The 25,329-nt window shown below is 69.3% G+C and carries 20 protein-coding genes and 1 pseudogene; 15 read left to right on the forward strand and 6 right to left on the reverse strand.

What is annotated here, in order from left to right:
* Window positions 1-16: 16 nt before the first annotated feature.
* On the reverse strand, window positions 17-391 hold the full coding sequence (locus ACFVJX_RS10350) for a winged helix-turn-helix transcriptional regulator (protein ID WP_384126552.1): 375 nt from the start codon (window positions 389-391) through the stop codon (window positions 17-19).
* A 96-nt stretch (window positions 392-487) separates the two neighbouring features.
* Between ACFVJX_RS10350 and ACFVJX_RS10355 the strand changes: the two genes are divergently transcribed.
* The 4 genes from ACFVJX_RS10355 (at window position 488) to ACFVJX_RS10370 (ending at window position 6,508) form a co-directional block, all read left to right on the forward strand.
* Complete coding sequence (locus tag ACFVJX_RS10355; RefSeq protein WP_384126554.1) at window positions 488-1,372, forward strand: NAD(P)-dependent oxidoreductase; 885 nt, start codon at window positions 488-490, stop codon at window positions 1,370-1,372.
* 491 nt (window positions 1,373-1,863) lie between these two features.
* The gene (locus ACFVJX_RS10360) at window positions 1,864-3,489 is read left to right on the forward strand and encodes a phosphodiester glycosidase family protein (protein ID WP_384126555.1); all 1,626 of its coding nucleotides are present in this window, start codon (window positions 1,864-1,866) and stop codon (window positions 3,487-3,489) included.
* 848 nt (window positions 3,490-4,337) lie between these two features.
* A complete protein-coding gene (locus tag ACFVJX_RS10365; RefSeq protein WP_384126556.1) occupies window positions 4,338-5,396 on the forward strand; it encodes an alpha/beta fold hydrolase in 1,059 nt (352 codons plus the stop codon).
* A gap of 317 nt (window positions 5,397-5,713) precedes the next feature.
* A complete protein-coding gene (locus ACFVJX_RS10370) occupies window positions 5,714-6,508 on the forward strand; it encodes an SDR family NAD(P)-dependent oxidoreductase (protein ID WP_384126558.1) in 795 nt (264 codons plus the stop codon).
* 110 nt (window positions 6,509-6,618) lie between these two features.
* Here the strand turns inward: ACFVJX_RS10370 and ACFVJX_RS10375 are convergent, their stop codons facing one another.
* The gene (locus tag ACFVJX_RS10375; RefSeq protein ID WP_384126559.1) at window positions 6,619-7,227 is read right to left on the reverse strand and encodes a TetR/AcrR family transcriptional regulator; all 609 of its coding nucleotides are present in this window, start codon (window positions 7,225-7,227) and stop codon (window positions 6,619-6,621) included.
* A 521-nt stretch (window positions 7,228-7,748) separates the two neighbouring features.
* Between ACFVJX_RS10375 and ACFVJX_RS10380 the strand changes: the two genes are divergently transcribed.
* The gene (locus ACFVJX_RS10380) at window positions 7,749-8,027 is read left to right on the forward strand and encodes a hypothetical protein (RefSeq protein WP_384126560.1); all 279 of its coding nucleotides are present in this window, start codon (window positions 7,749-7,751) and stop codon (window positions 8,025-8,027) included.
* A 402-nt stretch (window positions 8,028-8,429) separates the two neighbouring features.
* Here the strand turns inward: ACFVJX_RS10380 and ACFVJX_RS10385 are convergent, their stop codons facing one another.
* The gene (locus tag ACFVJX_RS10385; protein ID WP_384126644.1) at window positions 8,430-8,918 is read right to left on the reverse strand and encodes a TetR/AcrR family transcriptional regulator; all 489 of its coding nucleotides are present in this window, start codon (window positions 8,916-8,918) and stop codon (window positions 8,430-8,432) included.
* 209 nt (window positions 8,919-9,127) lie between these two features.
* Here ACFVJX_RS10385 and ACFVJX_RS10390 point away from each other — a divergent pair.
* Together ACFVJX_RS10390 and ACFVJX_RS10395 are read left to right on the forward strand one after the other, a co-directional pair.
* Window positions 9,128-10,572 (forward strand): annotated as a pseudogene (locus ACFVJX_RS10390) (aldehyde dehydrogenase).
* Window positions 10,573-11,088: 516 nt separating this feature from the next.
* Entirely contained in the window at window positions 11,089-13,272 is a 2,184-nt protein-coding gene (locus ACFVJX_RS10395) for a BTAD domain-containing putative transcriptional regulator (protein WP_384126561.1), read from the forward strand.
* Between the two features lie 40 nt (window positions 13,273-13,312).
* Here the strand turns inward: ACFVJX_RS10395 and ACFVJX_RS10400 are convergent, their stop codons facing one another.
* Entirely contained in the window at window positions 13,313-13,831 is a 519-nt protein-coding gene (locus ACFVJX_RS10400; RefSeq protein WP_384126563.1) for a sigma-70 family RNA polymerase sigma factor, read from the reverse strand.
* Window positions 13,832-14,480: 649 nt separating this feature from the next.
* Here ACFVJX_RS10400 and ACFVJX_RS10405 point away from each other — a divergent pair.
* The 3 genes from ACFVJX_RS10405 to ACFVJX_RS10415 all read left to right on the forward strand — a co-directional run bounded on the left by ACFVJX_RS10405 (window position 14,481) and on the right by ACFVJX_RS10415 (window position 17,291).
* Window positions 14,481-15,245: an MBL fold metallo-hydrolase gene (locus ACFVJX_RS10405; RefSeq protein WP_384126564.1), complete on the forward strand. Its 765-nt coding sequence runs from the start codon at window positions 14,481-14,483 to the stop codon at window positions 15,243-15,245.
* A 219-nt stretch (window positions 15,246-15,464) separates the two neighbouring features.
* A complete protein-coding gene (locus tag ACFVJX_RS10410; RefSeq protein ID WP_384126565.1) occupies window positions 15,465-16,028 on the forward strand; it encodes a hypothetical protein in 564 nt (187 codons plus the stop codon).
* 321 nt (window positions 16,029-16,349) lie between these two features.
* Window positions 16,350-17,291 carry an alpha/beta fold hydrolase gene (locus tag ACFVJX_RS10415; protein WP_384126567.1) on the forward strand — a complete coding sequence of 314 codons (942 nt, stop codon included), beginning with the start codon at window positions 16,350-16,352 and terminating at the stop codon, window positions 17,289-17,291.
* 232 nt (window positions 17,292-17,523) lie between these two features.
* Here ACFVJX_RS10415 and ACFVJX_RS10420 read toward each other — a convergent pair whose 3' ends face one another.
* Together ACFVJX_RS10420 and ACFVJX_RS10425 are read right to left on the reverse strand one after the other, a co-directional pair.
* Complete coding sequence (locus ACFVJX_RS10420; protein ID WP_384126568.1) at window positions 17,524-18,678, reverse strand: FAD-dependent oxidoreductase; 1,155 nt, start codon at window positions 18,676-18,678, stop codon at window positions 17,524-17,526.
* Window positions 18,679-18,822: 144 nt separating this feature from the next.
* Window positions 18,823-19,476: a DUF402 domain-containing protein gene (locus ACFVJX_RS10425; protein WP_384126569.1), complete on the reverse strand. Its 654-nt coding sequence runs from the start codon at window positions 19,474-19,476 to the stop codon at window positions 18,823-18,825.
* A gap of 419 nt (window positions 19,477-19,895) precedes the next feature.
* Here ACFVJX_RS10425 and ACFVJX_RS10430 point away from each other — a divergent pair, with 419 nt between their 5' ends.
* The 5 genes from ACFVJX_RS10430 to ACFVJX_RS10450 all read left to right on the forward strand — a co-directional run bounded on the left by ACFVJX_RS10430 (window position 19,896) and on the right by ACFVJX_RS10450 (window position 25,236).
* The gene (locus ACFVJX_RS10430; protein ID WP_384126645.1) at window positions 19,896-20,756 is read left to right on the forward strand and encodes an ABC transporter permease; all 861 of its coding nucleotides are present in this window, start codon (window positions 19,896-19,898) and stop codon (window positions 20,754-20,756) included.
* 101 nt (window positions 20,757-20,857) lie between these two features.
* Window positions 20,858-21,910: an ABC transporter substrate-binding protein gene (locus ACFVJX_RS10435; RefSeq protein WP_384126571.1), complete on the forward strand. Its 1,053-nt coding sequence runs from the start codon at window positions 20,858-20,860 to the stop codon at window positions 21,908-21,910.
* On the forward strand, window positions 21,894-22,829 hold the full coding sequence (locus ACFVJX_RS10440; RefSeq protein WP_384126572.1) for an ABC transporter ATP-binding protein: 936 nt from the start codon (window positions 21,894-21,896) through the stop codon (window positions 22,827-22,829). Before ACFVJX_RS10435 ends, ACFVJX_RS10440 begins: the two co-directional genes overlap by 17 nt.
* 30 nt (window positions 22,830-22,859) lie before the next feature.
* Window positions 22,860-23,801 (forward strand): TauD/TfdA dioxygenase family protein, encoded by a 942-nt coding sequence (locus ACFVJX_RS10445; RefSeq protein ID WP_384126573.1) that lies wholly within the window; start codon window positions 22,860-22,862, stop codon window positions 23,799-23,801.
* Window positions 23,802-24,054: 253 nt separating this feature from the next.
* Window positions 24,055-25,236, forward strand: coding sequence for an acyl-CoA dehydrogenase family protein (locus ACFVJX_RS10450; protein ID WP_384126574.1), 1,182 nt, complete (start codon window positions 24,055-24,057; stop codon window positions 25,234-25,236).
* The last annotated feature ends 93 nt before the right edge of the window (window positions 25,237-25,329 follow it).

Genomic DNA, 25,329 nt, shown 5'->3' on the forward strand with positions numbered 1-25,329 from the left:
GTTGTGCCCAGCAGGTTCACAACAGGCCCTGGCCTGGCTTCTCCTCCAGCCCTCGACCGGCCGGCCGCTCGCGACCCCAGGCGGCCAACGGCTGGAGTGCGTCGTTGAGGCGCTTGCCGTCCTCGGTCAGCGAGTACTCGACGCGGGGCGGCACCTCGTCGTAGGAGACGCGGCACACGACACCGTCCGCTTCCAGCTCACGCAGGTGAGAGGCCAGCACCTTCTCGGTGATCCCCGGAAGCAGTCGACGCAGCTCGCCGAAGCGACGGAAGGGGTGCTCGTGGAGCGCCCAGAGGATCAGCACCTTCCACTTGCCGCCGATCACCTCCATCGCGGTGTCGATCCCGCAGACGTGTCCGTCTGGTGTGCCCGGCCGGTTCAGCGTTGTCATGCCCCACCCTTCCGACGTGCTCGCTCACCTCGAGGTAATCACCCACTGCCAAGTGCGTACTTGATCGCCCCCGGACTTGTGACCAGCCTAATCGGTATGGCACAGAACACTGTTGAGAAGACTCCCGTGACGTTGCTCGGCCTCGGCGCGATGGGCACCGCGCTGGCCCGTACCTGGCTTGCCGCCGGCCACCCACTCACCGTCTGGAACCGCACCACGGCCCGCGCCACGATGCTCGCCGCCGAGGGGGCAAAGGTCGCGGACACCGCCTCTGAGGCGGTCGCGGCGAACACCCTGGTCGTCGTCTGTCTGTTGAACGACACCTCGGTCGACGAGGTGCTGGCCGGCACCGACCTGGCCGACAAGGACCTGGTCAACCTGACCACCAGCACTCCTGCCCAGGCCCGCGCCCGTGCCGAGTGGGCGCGCGAGCGCGGCGCCCGCTACCTGGACGGCGGGATCATGGCCGTCCCGCCAATGATCGGAGTCCCGGAAGCCGGCGGCTACGTCTTCTACAGCGGTTCGCCAGAGCTGTTCGAGCGGCACCAGCAGACCCTGGGCATCCCGGTCGGCACTACCTACGTCGGCCAGGACGCGGGCTTCGCAGCCCTGCACGACGTTGCCCTGCTCAGCGCCATGTACGGAATGTTCGCCGGGGCCGCGCACGCCTTCGCCCTGATTCGCAAGGAGGACATCGACCCCACGGCGCTCGCCCCGCTGCTCGCCGACTGGCTCGTCGCGATGGCCCCGTCAGTTCACCAGACCGCCGACCAGCTGCGGAGCGGCGACTACACCAAGGGCGTTGTCTCCAACCTCGCCATGCAGGTGGCCGGCACACCGACCTTCCTGAGCACCGCCGAGCAGCAGGGGGTCAGCCCGGAACTGCTCAGCCCCTACTTCGAGCTGATGCGGCGCCGCCTGGCCGGGGGCAGCGGCGAGGAGGACCTGACGGGCGTGATCGACCTGCTGGTGCGGCGCTGACCGGCCACTTGCCGTTCCAGAAGCGACCGTGCTGGTCACAGCTCTCAAAAGGTAGCTGTGACCAGCACTTTCCCTACACGCCCTAGTAATGCCGCGTGGCTGTACCAGCAGGGCCGCGTTCACAGTTCGGGGCACGAGTCCGACTGATCCAGTGGCAGCGCGATCCGGGGCGATTGCCGCGGGCTGGTCGTGGTGGTTGAGTCAGTGCCTCATCTGCTGATCGGCACCTTCGGTCTGCCGAAGCCACTGGCAGGTTGCTGCTGACGTGGCCGTTCCGGCCGCGTTGTCCTGGGGCATGCCGGCTGTGCTCTGGACTCTCGCAGCAAGGCCGCCGTCTTCCCGTGCACTCTGCCCAGTTGTTCACCGACTGTTTCGGACGCTGCCGCGTCAGGGGCTGCGCGCCAGTCCGTGCGGCAGATGAGATCTCTCACGGAGCCGGATGAAAAGACATGGCATGCGCCTGTTCGCGTGCCACGGGAATGAGGGGAACCATGACTCGCGACCATAACCGGTCCGCGCTACGGGCACGCATTCTGATGAGCACGGCAGCCGCGTTGGCACTTATCACCCCGGGCGGGATCTGGGAGACGGCGCAGGCCGCAGCGCCCGCCCCCACGATGACCGCCCAAGCGACCGGCGTTCCCTCGTGGACGGCACGGACCATCGCGCCGGGCGTGCAGATGCGCAGCGCCACCATCGTCAACCCCGCCGCCAAGCCCGTCTGGACGATCACTATCCAGGCCCCGACCACCGGCCGCCTGAGCGGCACCGCGGCGTGGGCATCGGTGGGATCGAAGAGCTGGGCCGACACCACGGCGAAGCAGTTGCGCGCCAGAGGCTTCGACCCGCGGGTGGAGACGGTGCTTTGGGCCCACTACACCGACACCCCGCGAGGTGTCATGGGCGCAAGAATGCGAATCGGGTCGTACTCCACCCAGGCCGACACGCAGAGCGCCGCGCAGGCGCTCGCGGCGGCAGGCTTCCGCACTGCGGTGGACTGGACAGGCTACGACGCCGAGCAGCCCGCCGACCGGGAGAACGTACACGTCGCGATCGTCGATCCGCGCGTCTTCACCGGCACCGTCGAGGGCACCCATGACGGCAACGTTGCCCAGCGGGCGACCACTTCGTCGGTCGCTGCGAAGCTCGGCTCCCTGGTCGGTGTCAACGCCGGGTTCTTCGTCACCGCCGATGCCGACGGCGTCCAGGGCACGCAGGCGGGTATCAGCGCGGACCACGGTCAGTTGCAGTCGATGGCCACCGGATCGCGTGCGGCGCTGATCATCGGGGACGGCGGCCGGCACGTGCGGGTGGCGGACCTGACGACGGCTCTCACGATCCGCGTGGGCGCTGCCCGCTACCAGGCCCAGGGCATCAACCGAGTACCCGGTCTCATCCGGGACTGCGGCAGGCCGGGCGGGACCCCGAGCGAGCGGCCCTGGCAGGACGTCACCTGCCACCTGACGAACGACCTGGTGCAGTTCACCGACGAGTGGGGCGCGCCGCTGCCCACCGGGGCCGGCACGCAGGTCGTGGTGGACGCCGACGCACGTGTGGTGTCGGTCGGATCGCGCGGAGGCACCGTTCCGGCCGGCGCAACGGTATTCCAGGGCATCGGAACGGCCGCCGACTGGCTGACCGCCAACGCCCGCACCGGACACCGGATCGACGTGCAGGAGACCATCCGCGACAAGGACGGCCGGCGCGTGCGGCTGGACCGTGACGACAGCATCGTCAGCGCCGCCCCCACTCTCCTGCACAACGGCCGTATCGCCATCGACGCGGCGAGCGAGGGCGTCCTCGACCCAGCCGACCTGTCCTTCGGCTACGCGTGGGCGAACACCCGCCAGCCGCGCACCATGGCCGGCGTGGACGCCAGGGGCCGACTCATCCTGGCCACGGTGGACGGCCGCCAGTCCGGTGGCAGTGAAGGCTTCACGCTCCACGAGGCCGCCGTCTTCATGCGCTCGCTCGGCGCTGTGAACGCGCTCAATCTCGACGGCGGCGGCTCGACCGCTATGGCCGTGGGCGGTGTTCTGGTCAACAGGCCATCGGACGCCACCGGTGAGCGAGCGGTCGGCGGCACGATCCAGATCCTGCCCAGCACGACCAGCTGACTTCTCATCGGCAGCGAAGAGTCCCACCGTCTCCGGAATTCGCTTGCCCTGCGGTTCTGTCCGCCCCGTTCGCGCGCGGCCAGGGAGCGGCCCGGCATAACGCCCGGAACCCGCGCGTCGAGCGGATTGAGAAATCCGTACGCGCGGGTTCCGCCGGTCAGGGCTGGGTCCGGGCCTGCCCCGGCAGGCGTGGAAGCGGCGTTCACGCGGGCGGGGGCCCCGGCGAGCGTGTCTGTGACTGGACCCGGGCCCCGATCCGCCCCTGGCGCGAGGAGGGCGTCGAGCACTGGGCCCTGGCCCGCAGCAGCATCAACGATCCCACCGAGATCGCCTACTACGTGTGCTTCGCACCCGAAGACACCACCCTCAACACCCTCCCTACCGTGGCTGGCCGCCGGTGGACGATCGAGGGATGCTTTCAGACCGCGAAGAACGGCGGATCGGGGAAAACCTGACCGGGCGGTGAACCTTGCCCACGTCCCGGACCGTTGATCCAGTGAGAGAGACTCCCGTTGTCAGGGCGGTGACTGGCTGGGCCCCGGCAGCGGGAACGTGCGGTTGCCGTCACACACTTCCTCCGTTGTGAGGGCAACCCTTCAGGGATCCTCGGAGCCCGCCTGTGCGTCTGCCTGCTGCCCGTACCTGCGCCTGCCTGCCCCCAGGAAGTGCGGCCGACCTGCTTGCCCGCATGTGCACCTGTGCGCCAGGCCGCCAGAGCGCCTGCGGGAAACCCAGCCTCCTTGATATGCCTGCCGCATCAAGAATTCTCGGCGCCGATCAAACGAGTGACGAACATGTGTGGGCACCGAAAGTGCCACAGAAACCCTGACGAGAGTGAGAGAGCCGACATGATCAGCAGACGGAGACTCACCCAGGCAATGACCACGGCGGCTGCCGGGGTCGGCGGAATCCTCGCGGGCGGCGCGAGCCCGGCCACCGGCGCAGCGGGGGCGCCCGGAACCGGCCGAAGCGACACGGGTGCGGGGGCGCCCGGACCAGGACATGGGCTGGGACCGGTACGTCATGCGCGTACGGACGTCCTGAACATCGCCTATCACGAGACCGGCCCCACCGACGGCACACCCGTCGTCCTCGGCCACGGCTGGCCGTTCAGCCCGGTCGGCTCCTACGCCGAGGTGGCTCCCGCGCTCGCCCGCCAGGGCTACCGCTGCCTCATCCCCCACCTGCGCGGCCACGGCGAGACGCACTTCCGTCGCGAGGACACCTTCCGGTCCGGCCAGCAGGGCGCGCTCGGCGCCGACCACATCGCCCTACTCGACGCCCTCGGGATCCGCCGGGCGATCTTCGCCGGATACGACTGGGGCGGGCGCGCCGCAGACGTCGCCGCGGCCCTGTGGCCGGAACGCTGCATCGGCCTGGTCTCGGTGAACAACTACCTGATCCAGAACATCGCCGCCGCCCGGCAGCCACTGGCTCCCTCACTCGAAAACGGCTACTGGTACTTCTTCTACTTCCTCACCGAGCGCGGGCGGGCGGGGCTCGACCTGAACAGAAAGGAGCTGGCCCGGGTCGTCTGGCACCGCAACTCACCGGAGTGGCGGTTCACCGAGGCGGAGCTCGACGAGGCGGCGGCCCTGTGGACGAATCCCGACTACGTGGACGTCGTGATCCACAGCTACCGCCACCGGCTCGGCGCCGCGCCCGGCGACCCGCGGTACGCCGGCATCGAGAAGCGGCTGGCCGAGCAGCCGCCCATCACCGTGCCGACCGTCACCCTCGACGGCCAGGCCGACGGGGTCACCCCATGGACCGACGGGACGTCGTCGGCGTCCCACTTCACTGGCCCCCGCGTGCATCACGTAGTCCCCGGCGCCGGACACAACCTTCCCCAGGAACGGCCCGACGCCTTCACGTCCGCCGTTCTGGAGGTTGCCGCGCTCTCCTGACACACCACACCACCGACTCCAATTCGTCAGCGCTCAAAGTGGCGACTTTTCTCGCCTCCCCCTCCTTTCCATCACCTGCCAGAGCGATGACGCGAAAGGCGTCTCGGTCGTCCGAAACCCGGGAGCGGCAGGATGCTCGCAGTCCTGCTGCCCCTCGTCGCGCCCTCATCCCTCCGCAAGCACTTCCAAGGCCCGCTCGGAGCCGATTGCCTCTCGGCGGAGTCCGTGGATCCCATTCTTGGACTTGCAGGTCCATTTTTCGAAGCAGACGCTGGGATGGACCAAGCAGACCAGACGGGTTCTGGAAGGAATCACCGATGAACCTTCAGCTGAACGGCCGACGCGCGCTCGTAACGGGATCGAGCAGCGGTCTCGGCGAGGCGATCGCCAGGCGACTGGCGGCGGAAGGAGCCACCGTGGTCGTGCACGGGCGGGACGCGGCCAGAACCGAGGCGGTTGCCAAGGCCATCGATGCGGCAGGCGGAGACGCCTCGGTCGCGATCGGGGATCTGGGAACCGACTCGGGCGCCGACGCGGTGCACGCCGCGGCTGTCGCCGGCGGCCCGGTCGACATCCTGGTGAACAACGTGGGCGCCTACGACATGAGTCTCGGCTGGACCACCGCGTCGACACAGCAGTGGGCCGAGACCTACAACACCAACGTCCTGACCAGCGTGCGGATGATCCAACGCCTCGTCCCTGCCATGCGGGAGCGGGGCTGGGGGCGGGTCATCCAGATCAGCAGTCTGACCGGCGAGAAGCCCGCGGCGTCCCAGCCCCACTACGCGGCGACGAACGGAGCGCGCAACTCCCTCGCCAAGTCGCTCGCAAGGGAGTTGAAGGCTTCCGGAATCACCTCCAACACCGTTGCCGCAGGCGGCATTCTGACCCCGCAGGCCATGGAACCGTTGCTGGCGCTCGGCAGGCAGAACGGATGGGGGGAGACCTGGGAGGCCATCGAACCCCGCCTGACCGCGGAACTCGCGCCGAACGATGTCGGCAGGATCGGGCGCCCGGAGGAGTACGCCGACGTCGTCGCCTTCCTGGCCAGCCCTCTGTCCGCGTACATCACCGGCTCGACTCTCTCGGTGGACGGCGGCTCGTACGCCTGAGGTCCGCGCGGCGCGGCGGTTCACGGACCGCCGCGCCGGAACACGTACCGAAGAGGTGCATACCGAAGGGGGCGTACCAACGGGGTGCGTGCCGAAAGGGCGTTACGGCGTCACGCCATCGCGTGGGCCGCACCTCGCAGGTCCGCGATCCCCTGGTCGAGCGCGGCCCGCAGGTGGTCGGACCGGCCCGTCGACAGCAGGATCGACACCCCGCCCTGGATGCCGGCCAGCAGCGCCGCGGCCCGCAGGGTGGCATCGACTCCGGCGGGGAGCAGGCCCGCCGTCTGCAGCCCCCGGATACCCGCCTCCAGACTGTCCTGCCAGCGGCTCATCAGGCCGGACACGATCGCCCGCGCCCCGGGGGTCGAGCGCCCGACCTGAAGGAACAGCGATCCGAGCGGGCACTGCTCCCCCTGGGCCTCGTAGCGCTCGATCACCACGTCCCGCCATTGGTACCAGGACTCCCACGAGTCCAGCCGGCCGAGATACGGTTGCTGGTCGTCGAGTACCCGGTCCGCCTCGAACTGGGCCACCGCGAGCAGCAGTTCGTCCTTGCCGGCCGGGAAATAGTGGAACAGCTGGCTCTTGCTCGTCATGGTCCGCGCCATGATGTCGTCCAGCGTCGCCGCAGCGACACCCTTCTCCCGCAGCACCGTCGCGGCTCCCTCGACGATCCGGCCGCGAGTGGCCCGCCCCTTCGCCGTCAGCTCGCCGGCCATGACACCTCCGCAGAATAGACTGTCCGGTCCATTGTAATCCGGTCTGGCCCAGGCGCGGGGGCGCCGGTTCAGTGGCTTCCGTTCGCGTCGAGGGCGACGAGTGCGTCGCGCGGTGCGGCCCGGGAGGTGATGCCGAGCTCGGGGAAGATCTGGTGGCGGTGGACACGGGCTCTGCTTCGGGTCCGGGGTGCGGTCCTGCCACTCGCCCGTGGTTCGGCCGTGGCTCGCGCCGCCCAGAACGCCGCGCCCCGTTACTCGCAGGACTGCAGCGCCGCGATCTCCACAGTCCGCAGGAGCCGCGCATCGCCAGGCCGGCCGGCCACGGGCTCGATCGAGTCGTCAGATCGGCGAGCGGCTCCATCTCGCTCCCCCGGACCATCGGGGCGTATCTCGTACCGTGTATTCCCCCGGCTGGGTGTGGCGTCCGGAGCACAGCTCACCGGGGCGCTGAGGGACGGGCGGGCCATCTGACCTGGGCACTGCGGTTGCTGCCCCGTGGGAGCGGCGCGACCGTGGTGGCTATGACGACTCGGTACGAGGGAGACGCGGTGCTTGTCGCGGGGCGCCTGCAGATCCCGGTGGAGGCCCATCTGGTCACGGCCGGACACGACGGGTGGCACGGCAGCCTGCGGGGTGTACCCACAAGTCGGGTCTTCGACCTGAACGACAGTGCCGAGCTACGCCTGGGCATGCCCAACGGTCAGGTGCGGCGGGTCCACCTGGAGCCGGCCAGCCATGCTCACGAGAGCGAGTTCACCGTCGTGCCGGTCACCGGTGACGGCCCGGCGCCATTCTCGTAGCGCTGTCGTGGCCGCGGGCAGCTTGCTCGTCCCAGGGCGTGGTGGCTGCGGCCGGCGGTGCGCCGCTGACAGCGCGCGTCGGCCTGCGCGGCGTGCTCCGGTACGACACCCCGTGCCGGCAGGTCGCGATCTTCATGGTGCTGATGGGCCTCGGCCGTCGGCATGACGCTGCACAACCTCGTGCACTGTACGCAGAACTTCAGGTGACCCCGGGCGCCCCAGGCGCAGGGTTCCTCCACGGTCACCCCCTTCCAGTCCGTGGGTGGTGCGGTGGGCGTCCCGGTGCTCGGTTCCGTGATGTCCTCCCTGATCAGCCACTACGCCGCGGACGCTGTCGGCGCACTCGGCCCGCAGGAGCGGGCGGTGCCGCGGGGACGTCCGACAGCGGGAGAATGCCACGCGTCAGGACGCTCCCATGCCGTGCAGGAACGTGTCGACAACAACGTCGGCCGCCTGTGCGGCGTTCAGACCGGGCATCTTCTGGGCAACGAGGTGCATCAGCTGGGGCAGCAGAGCAGCCGCCCACCCTTCCGGTGCGTCGGCGCGGAGCAGACCTTCATCGGCGGCGCGCCGGAGAAAGGTGTCGACGTTCCTGCTCGACACATCCCGCCGCGCGCGGACCTTGTCGTCGGAGAGCATGCGGGTCAGTTCCACCGGCCACATGCGGTTGACGCCGATGATGTTCTCCACGTAGCGGTGCAGAGCCACGGCGACCGGGGCCTCGCCCAGCCTCGCGTCCTCGATGGCCCGCTCGATGGCTTCCAGCCGGCATTCGTAGATGGCCGCGAGGAGTTCCTCGCGGGAGGCGAACCGCCGGTAGACGGTACGTCGGTCCACCCCGGCCTCGCCTGCGATGTTCGCGATGCTCACACCCGGATCGGCGGCGAGCATGCGGGCTCCGGTGGTCAGGACGGTTTCCAGGTTGCGTACTGCGTCGGCTCTCACCCCGCCACCCTATCCCCGGTGGGGCAGATACCTCACCTATCACCTCGCTCGTGTGTAACTAATGCCTATAACCGCTACAGTCGAGTGACAGATAAGCGCGGAGTCTCTACAGACCTCCTGCGCCTTCACCCGACGCCCTGAAGGGGAGAAGAGAAATGATCACGTATGGCAGGCTCTTCATCGCAGGTTCCTGGACCGCACCGAGCAACGCCGAACTGTTGGACATCCGCTCCCCGCACGACCAGTCCGTGATCGGCCGGGCCGCGCAGGCGCTGCCGGCCGATGTGGACCGCGCGGTGGCCGCCGCGCGCGCCGCTTTCGAGGACGGCGGGTGGCGGGGGACGGCACCGTCTGTACGGATCGCCCTGCTCCGCCGGTTCAACGCGCTCCGTGAGGCGAACGCGGAGAAGATCGCGGCTCTGACGGCGGCGGAGAACGGTTCCGCGGGATGGTTCACCCTGGCAGGCCAGCCGGGTCTGACGCGACAGGCGAACGCCTACCTCAAGGCGGCGCGGAGGAGTTCGGCTGGGAGGAGACCCTGACGCCCACCGACCCCGATGCGCCGGTACGCAGTGTGGTGCGCCGTGAGGCGGTGGGAGTGGTGGCCGCGGTGATTCCATGGAACTCACCGTTCTCGGCAGCGACCTCGAAGATCATTCCCGCTTTGCTCGCGGGAAACTCGGTGGTGCTGAAGGTGTCGCCTGAGAACTCCCTGAGCATGGGATTCCTGGCCGAGCTGCTGGAACAGACCGGCCTTCCGGAGGGCGTGATCAGTGTCCTGCCCGCGGGCCGGGAGACCAGTGAGTACCTGGTGTCGCACCCGGAGGTGGACAAGATCGCCTTCACCGGTTCGACGCAGGCCGGGAGACGGATCGCGTCGATCGCGGGCGAGCAGCTCAAGCGGGTCAGCCTGGAGCTGGGCGGCAAGTCGGCCGCGGTGATCCTGCCGGACGCCGACATCGCCGCGGCCGTACAGGGGCTGAAGTACGGTTCACTGCTCAACAACGGCGAGGCTTGCATCGCGCAGACCCGGATCCTCGCGCCGCGCTCCCAGTACGCGGAGGTCGTGACGGCGCTGAAGGAGCTGGTGGAGTCACTGAAGGTCGGTGACCCCAACGACCCGGACACGTTCATCGGCCCGATGATCCGTCGGGACCAGCAGCAGCGGGTACGTGACTACATCGATCTGGGCATCGAGGAAGGCGCCCGCCTGGTGACCGGCGGTCCGCAGATTCCCGAAGGCCTCGAGAAGGGCAACTACGTCACCCCGACCGTGTTCGCCGACGTCGACAACTCCATGCGCATCGCGCAGGAGGAGATTTTCGGCCCGGTTCTGGTCGTCATCGCCTACGACGACGAAGACGATGCCGTACGTATCGCCAATGACTCCGAGTACGGGCTGTCCGGCGGCGTCTGGTCCCGGGACGAGAACCACGCTCTGGCCGTCGCCCGCCGGATCCGCACCGGCACGGTCACCGTCAACGGTGCCTCCGTCGCGTTCGACGGCCCCTTCGGAGGTTTCAAGGCCAGCGGCATCGGGCGCGAGTACGGCACCGTCGGGCTCGGCGCGTACACCGAGTACAAGACGATCACCGTCTGACCCCGGCCACCCCGCCCCGCCCAGCACATCCCGCATGTTCGGTTCCACGTACGGAACCGCGAGCATCGTCGGCCCGCTGCTCGGCGGCGTCTTCACCGACCGGCTCCCAGCTGTCCTCGCGCTCGGCCTTCCTGCTCAATCCCCCCCCGTCAGCGCGCTCGCCCGGATCATCGCCGCGCGTGTCCTGCCCGCAGGAGTCAGGCACGCGGCCACCGCCCGTATCGACCATCAGGGCTCCCTGGCACCGGCGTCCATGACCACCGGCCTCGCGCTGATCACCTCCGTCGGTGAGCGCTGGGGCCGGGGGTCCCCCCGGGCACCAGCGGCCGGCATAGTCCTCAGTCAGTCGCTCGCCCACACACCTCTGGGTCACGCGTCATCCGCCAATGACGTCGCACGGACCGCAGCCAGACCTGACAGGGCGGCTATCATCAAACGGACCCAATGGTCCGCTTACCGGCACGACAGTAAGGCACCACGACGAAACGACTCCGTCACCTGTTAAGCTGGTGACGAATGTTCGGGACAACTCCGCAGCGACACGTAGTGAAGGGCGAGGTCGGCCGCGAGATGGACGCGACAGTGCGCTACTCGATCCTCGGCACCGTGCAGGCCGTGCGTGGTGAGGCCGAACTCGCCATCGGCCCGCCGAAGAGGCTGGCCCTGCTCTCCCTGCTGTTGCTCCGCGCCCCAGGGCCTCTCACGGTGAGCGAGGCCGTGGACATCCTCTGGGACGAAAACCCCCCGGCCAGCGCCGTCAATGTCGTGCACCGCCACATCGGAGCACTGCGCAGGACACTGGAGCCCCAACTGCGCAGCCGGATGCACGCGGCACACCTCGTACGCGCCGCCGACGGCTACCGCCTCCTGGCCGACACCTCCACCTCGGACCTGTTGCACTTTCGCGACCTGCGCGCACAGGCACAGCTCGCGGTCAAGGCCGGCGATCGCGCGCAGGGCGCTCGGGACTTCATCGACGCCCTCCGTCTGTGGCGCGGCCCGGTGGTCGCGGCCGGCACCCACGTGGCCCCGCATCCCGTCTTCACCTCCGTCGGGCACGAGTTCGTGGCTACGGCGAAGGAAGCCGCCGACGTCGTACTGACCGCGGCACCCGCGCTGACCGAGGAGATCCTGACCGTTCTGCGACGTGCGGTGGAGTGTCACCCCTTCGACGAGGCCATCCACTCCCGGATCATCGCCGCCCTCGCGGCCACCGGCCGCCGGGCCGAGGCCATGCAACAGTTCGAGAGCATCCGCCGCACGCTGGCCGACGAACTGGAAGTGGAACCGTGCCCCGGCCTGCGGGCCGCACAGCAGCACCTGCTGAGGCGCGGAGTGAGTCCGCAGAAGGACGACGGACCTGAGCCGGGGACGCAGACCGCCGGGCCGGCCCAACTGCCCGCGGACTGCGTCCCCTTCGCCGGGCGCAGACAGGCGCTGCGCCAATGTCTGAAACTCCTGCCCCTGGAGGGCGGAAGCCGTCCCACGACCGCGACGATCTGCGGAATGGCGGGAATCGGCAAGACGACCCTGGCCGTGCACTGGGCCCACATGGTCTCGGACCGCTTTCCCGACGGTCAGATCCACCTCGACCTCCAGGGTTACCACGCATCGAGACCGCCCCTCGAAACGGGCCAGGCGATGCGTGAAGTGCTCGACGCGCTCGGCCTCGACCAGGACCGGAACCACCTGAGCGAGGCCGCCCTCGGTTCCGCGTACCGCGCCGCCATCGCCGGGCGACGGCTGCTCATCGTGCTGGACGACGCCCGTGACTGCGAACAGGTACGCCCGTTGCTGCCGGCCACGCCGGGCTCTCTCGCCATCGTCACCAGCCGGCGCCGGCTGGACGGCCTGGCCGTCACGGACAACGCCCGGCTCATCATGCTGGATCCCATGACCCGCCAGGAGGGCCTGGAACTCCTCGACCGCCGGCTGGGCGCGGACCGGATCAGAGCCGAGCGCTCCGCCGCCGAGGAGATCGTCGAGCTCTGCGGGGGGCTGCCGCTGGCACTGGCCGTCGCGGGCACGCGGGCGCTGGTGCAGCCACGGTTCCGGCTGACCTCGCTCGTCACCCACCTGCGGGAGAACCGGGACAGCCTCGTCGCCCTGTCCAGCCACGACGCCCGCACGGACGCCCGCAGTGTCTTCTCCCGCTCGTACGGAGCACTGAGCAGCAGCGCCGCGAGCCTGTTCCGGCTACTCAGCGTCCACCCCTCGCGCGACCTCACCGTGCCGGTCGCCGCCAGCCTGGCCGGCACGGACCTGCCCACGGCGCTCGAGGACATCGCCGAGCTGACCGATCACCACATGCTCGTCGAACTTGTCCCGGGCCGCTACACCTGCCACGAGCTGCTACGCACATACGCGGCATCGCTGAGCGCGTCCCTGGACGCACCCGGGATACGGTCCCAGGCGCGTGCCAGGATGTTCGAGCACTATCTGTACAGCGCCGAGGCGGCGACCGCCCTGATCGCGCCGCACAGCAGCGCGGTCATCCTGCCGCCCCCTCGTCCGGGCGTCCGGCCGCGGCAGTTCCGCGGACCGACGGAGGCCGCCGAGTGGATCGTCGCCGAGCGGTACCTGTTGCCGGTGCTCGTCCAGGACATGGGCCATCACCCACGGGCCGAGACATTCCGACGGCATCTGACGTCGACACTGGAGTTGTGTCTCCGCCCGGCCGGGCGCCCGGCCCTGGACTGACGGCGGACGCGGCGGAAAGCCGCGCGCCCGGGAGCGCAGCTCAGGCGGCCTTGGGCGGCAGTCCGGTGCGGAGCTTGCGAAGCGCGTTGTGCTGACGCGACTTGACCGTCCCCGCAGGCACTCCGAGGATTCCGGCGGTCTCCTTGATGGTGCGGTCGCACAGGTAGATGTGGACCAGAACCGCGCGGTGCTCGAGAGACAGCCGGCGCAACATGGGCTTGGCCATCAGGACGTCGCGCACCGGCCCGGTGCCGTCGTCCCCGGAGGACGGATCCTTGTAGGTGGCGCCCGCAACCTCCCTGCGTGCGTATGGTTTACGGACCCAGTCGATGACGAGGTGACGGGTCACCGTGAAGAGCCAGCCCCTGATCGACCCCTCCATGCCGAGCAGACGGTCGATGTTCCGCCACGCGCGGATGATCGTCTCCTGGACGACGTCCTCCGCGAGTCCGTGGTCGCCCAGCATCTTCTCCGCGTACGAGACAAGCCCGGCCCGGTGTTCCCTCATGATGGTGGTGAGCAGTTCCGCCCCGGAGCTGGTCGTGGGGGGCGTAGCCATAGTTTTCTGAGCCATCCTGGTCCTCTGTCATACAGCGACCGGAGGCCGGATGCAGCCTCCGCGTGCGCACTGTATGCAGAGGCGGGTGCCAGAAAACTGCCGTATTTGTGACGCCCGTATGCCGTGCGGCGCCATGCGTAAAGCGCCCGCGCGAGTGGCCGCGCCTCCCGCTGCGTCAGGGACAGGGGATACCGGCACGCAGGGTTCACACCTGCCGACCGCATCGGCCTCGATCAACGATGTTCACCTCACACACATATGCTCTTGGGTACGAGTTCCCAACATCCCGACGGCGCGCGCCCTCGACATCACCTCATCCGGCAAGTTCGCGGATCTCATCCACCGCACCGGTACCCCAGCCCATCCGGCCATGCCCGAGACCGAGTGGGACAGGGGCCTGTTCCCGGCGGTCACCGAGGAAGTCGGCGACATCATCCTCGGCCCACCGGGAGCCGCCCGGCCGACCTGGAGCGCGCCGCGGAGTAACGTGCCGGGCGTGGCCGCTGCCGAAATGGTGGAGAGCGGGCTGTCCACCGGCCGCGCGGTGCCGGCAGCAGATACCCGGCACCGCATTGTCCCGGTCGTCGTCCGGGTGCCGACAGGTTTCCCGACGCGTCCCCCGTCCGCATCGAGAGGCGCAGCACCAACCATGCACAAGGCACTGCGGGACGAAGACATCGTCCGCGCCGACGACGAGATCTACTTGGTCTCCGGCAGCAACACCAACTGGGTGATCATCAAGGAGGGTGACAGCTGCACCCTGATCGACAGCGGCTATCCCGGCGACCACGACGCCCTGCTCGCATCCCTGGACGCCGTCGGCCTGGCGCCGAACGCCGTGGCGGCCGTCCTGATCACCCACGCCCATAACGACCACATCGGCTCGGCCGAACGTCTGCGTGCCGGGTACGGCACACCCGTGCTCCTGCACGCGGACGAAGTACCCCACGCCCGCCGTGACTTCCTCGATCAGGTGTCCGTCGGGCAGGTACTCACCCAGGCGTGGCGACCTGGCGTACTCCCCTGGTCCGTGCATGCCCTTCGAGCCGGCGGGACCGCCCACGTCCCCGTCCAGGAACCGCGCGCTTTCCCCACCCCAGGGGCGCTCGACCTTCCCGGTGCGCCCGTGCCCGTACACACGCCGGGACACACCCAGGGCCACTGTGCCTACCACCTGCCGGGGAGCGGGATCCTTGTCAGCGGCGACGCCCTCGTGACGGCGCACCGCACGTCGCGCATCACCGGCCCCCAACTGCTGTCCGGCATGTTCCACTCCGACCGTGCCCGCGCTCTCGGCACCCTGTCCGTTGTCGAGGAAGTGGACGCGGACGTCGTCCTTCCCGGCCACGGGCCGCTGCACCGCGGGTCCGCGAAGGAGGCCGCTGCGGAGGCACGTGAGCGAGCCGCGCGGTAGCCCCGGCCGGGTCGACCACGATTTGGCGGACAGGGTCGGCTCAGACATGTGTCGGAGAAAGCCGCCGTGGGCGGTTCGGCCTTGCTGTTTCAGGGGCACGCGGTTGTTCCAGGGGCACGCGCCCGATCGCCTGTCTTCGACCGCTCACACATTTCGGCAAGGTGCTTCCGGGTGGGTACCATGCGGAAACATCAATCAAACACGAGGGAGTGACCGGTTGTGACCAGCCAGTCAACCGCCACGCTCCGATCGCGGTATGTGGAACAAGCCGCGTCGGACCTGGAGGAAAACCGCCGTCTGCAGGAGGAACTGGCCGAAAGGATCAGGATGTTGAAGCAGGAGGAAACCCTCCTGTCGGACATCATGCATCTGGCCGAGCGGTCCGAGAGCTCGTCGGATCCGTCCCGCCTGCCCGAGCAGGCACAGGACGAGCCCTCGCTCACAAAGACGAAGCAAGGTGCCAAGGGCGCCACCAGTGGCAAAGCGGCATCGCGGCGCTCGACGTCGGCCAAGGGATCGTCCGCCGGGTCCACCGCGAAGAGTGCCGCGAAGGAGAAGTCGCGGCAGCCTCTGCTGGGAGACATGCTGCTCGAGCTGCTTCGCACCTACAGCGAGCCGCGCCTCGCGAAGGAACTGCGCGACGAACTCATGGAGAAGCACCCTGACCGGACGCCGACACCTCAGGTGGTGCGCAACACCCTCGAATCGCTTGTCGCCAAGGGGCGTATCCGGCGCCACAAGCAGCAGCGGTCGGTGATGTACTCCCCCGTCGAGTCCTCCTGAGGACGGACCGTCACCGCAGGGCGGGGCACGTCGGCCGACGACGGTCGCTCACTCATGCCGACCGGCTCCGAGTGAGCGCAACAGCGTGAGATCGGTCCGCCAGAGGTGGTGAGCTGCTGAAACGCATCCGTCGGCCGACCGCCGCGTCCGCCCGGCACGTGTCGTTCCGTGCACTCAAACCCCGACCCACACGTCGAGCGCCTCGATCCGGTGAGATCGACTCGCACAATCGTGACGGCAATCACACACCGGTCTTCGAACTCTGGGACCCCCCGCATCTCGTTTCGGTGTCAAGACACCTTCCTAGACGCGGAGGCCTTCATGGGCACCACAGCGCATTCCACCGCCCCCTCGCGGAACGGCACCGGCCGCATCCCCCGGGGCGCCCATTCCTTCGAGGTCGGCGGCATCGTCCAGCGTTACCACGTCCACGGCACCGGACCGGTGTGCGTGGCGCACTCCGGGGGCCCCGGCATCTTCTGGGAATACCTGCGCATGCCGGCCCTGGAAGAGCACCTGACCATGGTGTACGTCGAACCCATCGGCACCGGTGAATCCGGCCGCCTCCCCTCGCATCCGCACGGATACACCCGGGAGCGGTACAGCCGGTTCCTGGAACTGCTGATCAACCGTCTCGGCGTTCCGAAAGTGCACCTGCTGGGACATTCGCACGGTGCGTTCGTCGCCGCCCATCACGCCGTCAACCGCCCGGGGCAGCTGGCGGGTGTCGTCCTCTACGAAGGAGCACCCGTCACGGGCCCCGAGCACGGGGCGGAAGCGGCCCGCATGGTCGAACAGTTCGCCGCCCGGTACTCCGGCCACCCCGGCCTGCCCGGTGTACTGGCCGCCTTCGACGCCATGTCCCGCATGTCGAACGACGCCGACACCGTGGCGGTCGCCCGCGGCGTGCTGCCCTCGTACTTCGCGGACTACTGGGGCGACGAGACTCGGTGGGCGCCGCTCCGGGACGCGGTCCGGGCAGCGTTCATCTCCGGGCTCGACGAGGACCTCTCCCCCGAGACCTTCGACGACCGCTCCGCCCTCAAGGAGGTGGATGTGCCGGCCCTGGTGGTCGCGGGCCGCTACGACGTGATCTGCGGTGTGCGCCGGAGTCAGGAGCTGCACAGTCTGATTCCGCGGTCCCGGCTGCTGGTGCTGGAGAACAGCGGGCACCTCGGACACGTCGAGGAGCCCGAGCTGTTCAACACCGCGGTTCGCGACTTCGTACGGGAGACCGCGGTCTCGGAGGTGCGTGCCGCGTAACGGTTACTCCCGGCGGGGGCTCTTGAACGCATGAACTCCGTCGGCCATGGTCGGACGATCCTGTTCCGGATCGGCGGTGGCGGAGACCGGTTGACGTTCGCAGCCCGGCAGGACGGTCGGAACACTGAACTGGTCGGCGGAGAAGGGCGAGTGACATGGTGGCCCGGCACATCAGCATCCTCAGAACGGGGACCCGCCCCGCTGCCGGCCCCGGCCGGGCCGCGCCTGGCGGTCAGGAAGGCTGGACCTCGTCGAAGACGGTGAGGGCCCGAGCGGGGTCAGGGCTCACAAGGCGTTCCAGACCGGCCATCGTGATCTCCGCCCACCTGCCGGCCCGTGCCCACATCCGTTCCTCGAAGACGCGGACGGCCTCATCCAGATCTCCAGGACCGGGTACGGCGGCGATGGACTCCGCGAGCTCGGCGCCCTCCAGCAGCGCGAGGTTGGCGCCTGCTCCCAACGGGGGCATGAGATGGGCGGCGTCACCCAGCAGCGTCACCCCCGGGACGTGGGTCCAGGTGTGGGACACAGGCAGGACGTGGAGGGGGCGATGAACGAAGACTGAACCGTGGCGCAGGAGTTCGAGGACTGGATCGGCCCAGCCGTCGAACCGGGCCAGCAGACCTGACCTCACAGCATCGGCATCGGCATCGGCATCGGCATCGGCATCGGCATCGGCCGCATCCTGGCCCACCCGCCGGTCCAGCTCCACGCGGAACTGGGCGTAGACCTTGACGTGCCCGCCACTGTTGCGCTGGGCGACGAGCGCACGGTTCACGCCGTACACGGCCACGGAACCGTCACCGACCAGCCGGGCGAGATCGGGGTGACGGGTGTCGACCTCGTCCAAGGAGGTCTCGACCAAAGTGATTCCCGTGTACTGCGGTCTCGCGGAGGAGACCACCCGGCGAACCCGGGACCATGCGCCGTCCGCACCGATCACCAGGTCGAACGTCTCCTGTCGCCCGTCCGCGAAACGGACCAGCACACCGTCACCGTTCTCCGGCACCACCTCCGTCACCTCCCGCCCCCACTGAACGTTCAGAGGCCCGAGCAACAGGTCACGGAGCTGCCCGCGGTCGATCTCCGGATTGGCGACCTCGTCGGGACCGGGTTGCCAATCGCGGAGGACGGTCCCGTCCGTGTCCAGGATCCGCATGGCCTGCCCCTCGGGTCGGGACAGCGCACGGAACTCCTCCAGCAGACCAGCCTTCGCCAATGCCAGCTGCCCCAGCCCCTCATGCAGGTCCAGCGTGCCGCCCGGGGGACGGGCATCGCGGGCGCGATCGCGTTCGAGGATGGTGACAGGGTGCCCATGACGGTGCAGGACACGGGCGAAGGCAAGCCCGGCCGGGCCACTACCGATCACAGCGATACGGGGTCTCATGCCGATACAACGTACGGCTACAACCCCGCGCCGAACCACGCCGTCCAGATCACCCAACCCGAACGTCGCCCAAAACACCGTGCCGTTCGAGCGCACGCCTCGGTATTCGCCCGACACAGTGCGGCCCCCTGCGGCCGTCGCTGCCTACGGCAGTCGTGGCGTGGGCCAGGTCGGTTCCCAGTGCCAGGCGGCCCACCGTTCGGCGTCCGCGAACACACCCGTGCGGTCGGCGAGCATGGCGTGGACCTCGGCGCGGGCGGCGTCGACCGCCCTGTGCTCGGTGTCGGAGACGATGCCGAGTCGCCTCACGTGTGCGTACTCATCCTCGTCCTTCCATTCCCAGCCGGCGAGATCGGGAGTTATCACAAGGTCGACCGTGAGGTCGAAGGTGTCGAACCCGGCCTCCGTCCGGACGTTGGGCCGCTCGAAGTTGACGTACCAGTTGCGCAGCCGGCGCCCTTTCCCGTCGTCGCTGCCCGGCGCGTAGAAGGCATTGATGCTGAACCATGCGGCAGGCGGCTTCCACAGGAGTAGCTCGGTCTCCTGCCACCGGCCGGGTGCGAGCTCCCACTCACCGGTGGCCATCGCGTCGAACGCCTCGATGCGCATCGCACGGTCGCCTGTGGAACGGGCCCGGGAGTACGGAGCGGGCCACTGCGCTTCGGCACCCGGAGTGCAGGCGCTCACCAGGGCCTCGCTGCTGTCGTCGATGACGCGCAACGCCTGCGCGCTCCACACCCGGCCACTTCGGTACACGTCCCGCCGTACGACTGTCTCGCCCGCCCTGAAGTCGCGCACGTCTTCCTTCTCTCGCTCTCGGCCCGGCGCCGAGGTTACGGCGAAGCAGCAAAGTCCGTACATACCGGCTGATGCCTTCCCGTCGCGTCTCAGCCCTCGGCGGCCTCCTGGTGTCGCCCTGGCCGCTGTGCTAGAACAGCTGCCGTGACAGGCGATCATCCTCTGGTGGAGTGTCTCCACATCGATCTCTGCCGCGTTTCCAGCGCTTCCTGTTGAAGCCTGCCGCGGCATCCTCAGCGATGCCTGAGTGACGTCCCCGTGAAGCTCACGGGCTGTACGGATCTCCCCTCCCGCCAGGCCGCGGGCCTCGCGCGTTCGACGCGTCCCTCGCCGGCTTCGTACGCGTAACCCGCCCCGCCGATCTGTCCCCAGGCCCGGCGCCACTCCATGCCACCGGAGAGCTCTTCATGTCCACGCCCATGTCCGTACAGGAACGGTCCGCCGAGTCGGGCCCGTCCGGCGAGCAGGTTCGCGCCGATCGCCGGCCTGAACGTGCCGCTCGGTGGCGCCGTGCGGGGCTCCGGTTGGTGGCGCTAGTCGCCCTTCTCGCTCTTTGGCAGCTGGTGGTCTCGCTCCAGGTGTGGTCGCCGGTGCTCGTGCCGTCACCCGGCGCCGTGTGGCGGGCTCTGCTGGAGACCTCGGGGACCCATGACGGGGTGCGCGGCTATCAGGGACACACCCTGATCGAACACCTCGGCATCAGCCTGCGCCGTATTTTCATCGGCGCAGGTGCGGGGGTCGTGGCCGGGCTCGTCATCGGGCTCCTCATGGGCACCCTGCCGTGGGTACGGGTCGTACTCGAGCCCGCGGTGGCGTTCCTGCGTACGCTGCCGCCGCTCGCCTACTTCAGCCTGCTGATCATCTGGTTCGGCATCGACGAGGCGCCCAAACTCTGGCTGCTGGCCATCGCGGCAATGCCTCCGGTCGCGGTCGCCACCGCGTCGGCCGTGGCGTCCGCGCCGACCGCTCTGGTGGAGGCCGCCCGCGCGATCGGTGCCCGGCGCGGGCAGGTGGTCGCCTCGGTCGTCCTGCCTTCCGCACTGCCCGAGATCCTCATCGGCGTCCGGCTCGCCTTCGGCATCGCGTACTCCTCGGTGGTGGCCGCAGAGACGGTGAACGGGCTGCCGGGGATCGGCGGCATGATCCGCGACGCCCAGCGCTACAACCAGTCCGACACGGTCGTGCTCGGCCTCTTTGCCATCGGTATCTCCGGTCTGCTCATCGACGCCGTACTGCGGGGGCTGGAGAACCGGCTGGCACCGTGGCGGCGGCACGTATGACCGGCGGCCGAGTGCCGCTCCCCCGGGCAGCGCCGCCCTCCTTCCGGTCCCTTCCTCTTACCGCTCGTACTCGTACTCGTACTCGTCAGAAGGACACGCATATGCCCAGAACACGCGGTTGGCTCCGCACCTCTTCGCTCGCCGCGGCACTGGGAGCCCTGCTGGTGGTGACCGCGTGCGGCCAGGGCGGTTCCGGAGAGGGTGGAAAGGGCGGCGGCAAGACGATACGGATCGCCTACCAGGCCTTCCCCAGCGGTGACTTGATCGTCAAGGAGAAGGGGTGGCTGGAGAAGGCGCTGCCGGACTACACGATCAAGTGGACGAAGTTCGACTCCGGAGCCAGCATCAACACCGCTTTCGTGGCCGGGGCCGTGGACCTCGCCGCCATCGGGTCGAGCCCGGTCGCCCGAGGGCTCTCGAAGCCGCTGAACATTCCCTACCAGGTCACCTGGGTACTGGATGTCGCCGGTGAGAACGAGGCCCTGGTCGCCCGCGACGGCTCCAAGATCTCCTCGGTCAAGGATCTGGAGGGGCACAAGGTGGCGACCCCGTTCAGCTCCACCTCGCACTACAGCCTGCTCGCCGCTCTCGACAAAGCCGGCGTGGACGCGTCAAAGGTCCAACTCCTCGACCTCGAGCCGCAGGACATCCTGGCAGCCTGGACTCGCGGTGACATCGACGCCTCCTACGTCTGGCTGCCGACCCTCGACGAGCTGAAGAAGACCGGCAAGGTGCTCATCTCCAGCCGTCAGCTCGCCGCGTCCGGGAATCCCACGCTCGACCTCGGGGTCGCCTCCACCAGCTTCATCAAGGCGCACCCGGATGTGCTGCCCGCCTGGCGGAAGGCGCAGGCCCAAGCGCTCGACCTCATCCATGACGATCCCACCGCCGCCTCCACCGCCGTGGGCAAGCAGCTCGGTATCAGCCCCGGCGAAGCGGCCGCACAGATCAAGCGGGGCATCTTCCTCAAGCCGGCCGACCAGGCGGACGCCAAGTGGCTGGGCACCCCGGGCAAGGTCGGCGGGCTGGCGGAAAACCTTCGGAGCGCCGCGCAGTTCCTCGTCGACCAGAAGCAGATCGACGCCGCACCGGACCTCGATACGCTGCGCAAGTCCGTATACGTGGAAGGGCTCACCGATGCCGTCTCTCCCTGACGTCGACAAGGAAGGCCGCGACGCCGACGAGCAGATCGCCGACGTCGGCGATGAGGTCGCCCACGTCGGCGTTGCGGCCCCAGCCGTGGACAAGGAGGACCCGGCCGGTGCCACGAGTGCCGGGCGGGCCGCTACGGAAGACGGCGGGACGGCGCCGACGGCCGTCTCGGTGCGCGACGTACGCCATACGTACGGTCGTGGCGCGGAGGCCGTGACCGCGCTCGGCCCGGTATCACTGGAGATCCCGGCCGGCGAGTTCCTGGTTCTCGTCGGCCCGTCCGGCTGTGGCAAGAGCACCCTGTTGCGGCTGATCGCGGGCTTCGAGCGGGCCTCCCAGGGGGAGGTCACCGTCAACGGCGAGACCCCCGAGCCCGGCCGCCAGGCGGGCATCGTCTTCCAGCAGCCCCGCCTCTTCCCCTGGCGCACGGTCGGCGACAACATCGCTCAGGCCCTGAAGTACGCGGGCGTTCCCCGGGCCGAACGTGCCGGCCGTATCGCCGAGTTGCTGGAGCGGGTCGGGCTGGCCGATACCGCCGGCCGCCGCATCTGGCAGATTTCCGGCGGCCAGCAGCAGCGTGTCGCCATCGCCCGTGCCCTGGCGGGCGGCAAGCGGCTCCTGCTGCTCGACGAGCCGTTCGCCGCGCTCGACGCGCTCACCCGCGAGCGCCTTCAGGAGGATCTGCGGACCGTCAGTGCGGAGACCGGCACAACCTCGGTCTTCGTCACGCACAGCGTGGACGAGGCGGTCTTCCTCGGCACCCGTACAGTCGTACTCTCCGACAGGCCGGGAACCATCGCCCTCGACATCCCCATCGGCCTGCCCCGCACCGGCGTCGACCCCGACGACCTGCGCGGCCTGCCCGAGTACGCCGCGCTGCGTGCCGAGATCGGAACAGCGGTACGCAACGCCGCCCGCTGACCGCACACCCGTCGAACCGGAGGAGAAATCATGACCGCCGCCATCGAGACCCCGACCGGCACACCGCCCGGCCTGCGCGACCACCGCATCCCCGCCGACGGGCTGTACGAAGGCCCGCGCACCCTGCGTCGGGTCCCCGAGGGATGGACCGACCGGCCCTACGACTTGTTCACCGTGGTGCCGTTGGGGCGGGTCATCGGCGCGGAGATCCACGGCGTCGACCTGTCACGGCCCGTCGGTCCGGCCCTGCGCGCGGAGCTCGACAGGGCGCTGCTCGAGTGGAAGGTGCTGTTCTTCCGTGACCAGCACCTGACCTCTCGGCAGCAGCGCGACTTCGCCGGGCACTGGGGGGAGCTGGAGACCAACCCGCTGCTCGCCACCGGTGACGACCCCGAGGTCGTCCGGCTGGACCGGACGGCCGTTCCGACGTTCGAGAACATCTGGCACGCCGATGTGACCTTCCGCGAGCGCCCGGCCCTCGGGGCGGTCCTCCAGCTGCGCGAGGTACCTCCTGTCGGCGGCGACACCCTGTGGGCGGACATGGCCGCCGCCTACGACAACCTTCCGCTGGAGGTGAAGGAACGCATCGAGGGGGCGCGGGCGGTGCACGACTTCATTCCGGGGTTCTCCCGCTTCTATCCGGCGGAGCGGCTGGCGCCGCACCAGGAGCAGTTCCCGCCGGTGGAACACCCGGTGGTGCGGCGCCATCCCGGTACGGGGCGCCGGACCCTCTTCGTCAACGCCTCGTTCACCACCCGGATCGTGGGCTTCTCCAGGGAGGAGAGCGACCGCCTGCTGCGGTTGCTGTTCCAGCAGGCCCATGCCCCGGAGTTCCAGGTCAGGTTCAGCTGGCGCGCGGGCGATGTGGCGTTCTGGGACAACCGGGCCACCCAGCACTACGCGGTCAACGACTACGCCCCGCACCGCCGGGTGGCCGAACGCGTCGCCATCGCCGGCGACCGCCCGTACTGAGGGCCGTTCGGACGCAGCCCCCGGAAGCCGTCCGGAAGCAGCCCGCCGGAAGCCATCCGGGAGCTGCTCTCCGGGACCCGCACGGGAGCCGCTTCCGGCGCGGCGTCGCCCCGGACCGTGTCCGATGGTGTCTTCTGTCGGGTGCGGTGCCTGGCCGGTGCCGTGACCACCGGCGGGTATTCCTGGTGGATCACCGGGTAGGCGGTCGGGCAGCGAAAGAGCTCGACCCATTACGCGGCGTGAGGGCGGACAGATGGCTGACGGCATGCTGGAAGAGGACCTTTACCGTTTCGAGGAGCTGCTGGACGACGGGGAGCGCAAGACACTCCACCGCGTCCGGGAGTTCCTGCGCGAGGAGGTGGCCCCGCATGCGGACACCTGGTGGGGCAAGGCGTCCTTTCCGCACCACTTGATCCCGCGTTACGGGGAGCTGGGCATCGCCGGCCTGGCTTTCGATGAGTGTGGCACCAGCACGGCAAGCAGTCTGCTCAGCGGCTTCATCGCGATGGAGATGGCGCGCGTCGATGCCTCGATGGCCACGTTCTACGGCGTGCATGCCGGACTGGCCATGGGCAGTATCGCCCGCTGTGGTTCCGCCGAGCAGCGCAGCCGCTGGCTGCCCGCGATGGGGCGGATGGAGAAGATCGGAGCGTTCGCACTGACCGAACCGCAAGGTGGGTCCGATGTCGCGGCGGGTCTGCGGACCACGGCGAGGCGTGATGGCGACACCTGGGTGCTCAACGGTGAGAAGCGGTGGATCGGCAATGCCACCTTCGCCGATCTCGTGGTCGTCTGGGCCAGGGAGGACGGGGGTGAGGGTGGTGTTCTCGGCTTCGTGGTCGACAGCTCGACGCCCGGGTTCTCCGCGAGCATCATCGAGAACAAGATCGCCCTGCGGACCGTGGAGAACGCCGACATCGTCCTGAAGGACTGCCGGGTCCCTGAGGAGAACAGGCTCCAGGAGGCCCACGGTTTCCGGGACACCGCGGATGTCCTGCGGCACACCCGGAGCGGTGTGGCCTGGGAAGCTGTGGGCGTGATGCTGGCGGCGTACCGCATCGCCCTGGACTACACGCGTGAGCGCGAGCAGTTCGGTGGGCCGGTCGCCCGCTTCCAGCTGGTCCAGGACCTGCTGGTACGCATGCTGAGCGATGCCACCTCCTGCCTCGGGATGGTCGTGCGGCTCGCCCAGTTGGAGGACGCGGGCACCTTCCGCGACGAGCATTCGGCGATGGCGAAGGCCCACTGCACGACGCGTATGCGTGAGGTCGTCGGCTGGGGGCGCGAGCTCCTGGCCGGCAACGGGATCGTGCTCGACTACAGCATCGGTCGCTTCGTCGCCGACGCGGAGGCGCTCTACTCCTACGAGGGGACCAGGGAGATCAACACGCTCATCACCGGGCGCGCGGTCACGGGGCTCGGCGCGTTCGTCTGAGCGGGGAATGGTGTGGGGGAACCCAGAGGGTCCCGTCCTGGGTCCCCTTCGGGCGCACGAGAGCGCGTGGCGTGCGCGCCGCCTCCCTGGCGG

This window comes from Streptomyces sp. NPDC127177 (genome assembly GCF_042672475.1).
GTDB lineage: Bacteria > Actinomycetota > Actinomycetes > Streptomycetales > Streptomycetaceae > Streptomyces.

Coding starts and splice junctions, on each gene's coding strand:
- ACFVJX_RS10435 (WP_384126571.1), top strand. CDS start 20,858: ATGCCCAGAACACGCGGTTGGCTCCGCACCTCTTCGCTCGCCGCGGCA.
- ACFVJX_RS10430 (WP_384126645.1), top strand. CDS start 19,896: ATGTCCGTACAGGAACGGTCCGCCGAGTCGGGCCCGTCCGGCGAGCAG.
- ACFVJX_RS10400 (WP_384126563.1), bottom strand. CDS start 13,831: ATGGCTACGCCCCCCACGACCAGCTCCGGGGCGGAACTGCTCACCACC.
- ACFVJX_RS10420 (WP_384126568.1), bottom strand. CDS start 18,678: ATGAGACCCCGTATCGCTGTGATCGGTAGTGGCCCGGCCGGGCTTGCC.
- ACFVJX_RS10415 (WP_384126567.1), top strand. CDS start 16,350: ATGGGCACCACAGCGCATTCCACCGCCCCCTCGCGGAACGGCACCGGC.
- ACFVJX_RS10355 (WP_384126554.1), top strand. CDS start 488: ATGGCACAGAACACTGTTGAGAAGACTCCCGTGACGTTGCTCGGCCTC.
- ACFVJX_RS10350 (WP_384126552.1), bottom strand. CDS start 391: ATGACAACGCTGAACCGGCCGGGCACACCAGACGGACACGTCTGCGGG.
- ACFVJX_RS10440 (WP_384126572.1), top strand. CDS start 21,894: ATGCCGTCTCTCCCTGACGTCGACAAGGAAGGCCGCGACGCCGACGAG.
- ACFVJX_RS10450 (WP_384126574.1), top strand. CDS start 24,055: ATGGCTGACGGCATGCTGGAAGAGGACCTTTACCGTTTCGAGGAGCTG.
- ACFVJX_RS10395 (WP_384126561.1), top strand. CDS start 11,089: ATGTTCGGGACAACTCCGCAGCGACACGTAGTGAAGGGCGAGGTCGGC.
- ACFVJX_RS10365 (WP_384126556.1), top strand. CDS start 4,338: ATGATCAGCAGACGGAGACTCACCCAGGCAATGACCACGGCGGCTGCC.
- ACFVJX_RS10375 (WP_384126559.1), bottom strand. CDS start 7,227: ATGGCCGGCGAGCTGACGGCGAAGGGGCGGGCCACTCGCGGCCGGATC.
- ACFVJX_RS10360 (WP_384126555.1), top strand. CDS start 1,864: ATGACTCGCGACCATAACCGGTCCGCGCTACGGGCACGCATTCTGATG.
- ACFVJX_RS10405 (WP_384126564.1), top strand. CDS start 14,481: ATGCACAAGGCACTGCGGGACGAAGACATCGTCCGCGCCGACGACGAG.
- ACFVJX_RS10380 (WP_384126560.1), top strand. CDS start 7,749: ATGACGACTCGGTACGAGGGAGACGCGGTGCTTGTCGCGGGGCGCCTG.
- ACFVJX_RS10445 (WP_384126573.1), top strand. CDS start 22,860: ATGACCGCCGCCATCGAGACCCCGACCGGCACACCGCCCGGCCTGCGC.
- ACFVJX_RS10385 (WP_384126644.1), bottom strand. CDS start 8,918: ATGCTCGCCGCCGATCCGGGTGTGAGCATCGCGAACATCGCAGGCGAG.
- ACFVJX_RS10370 (WP_384126558.1), top strand. CDS start 5,714: ATGAACCTTCAGCTGAACGGCCGACGCGCGCTCGTAACGGGATCGAGC.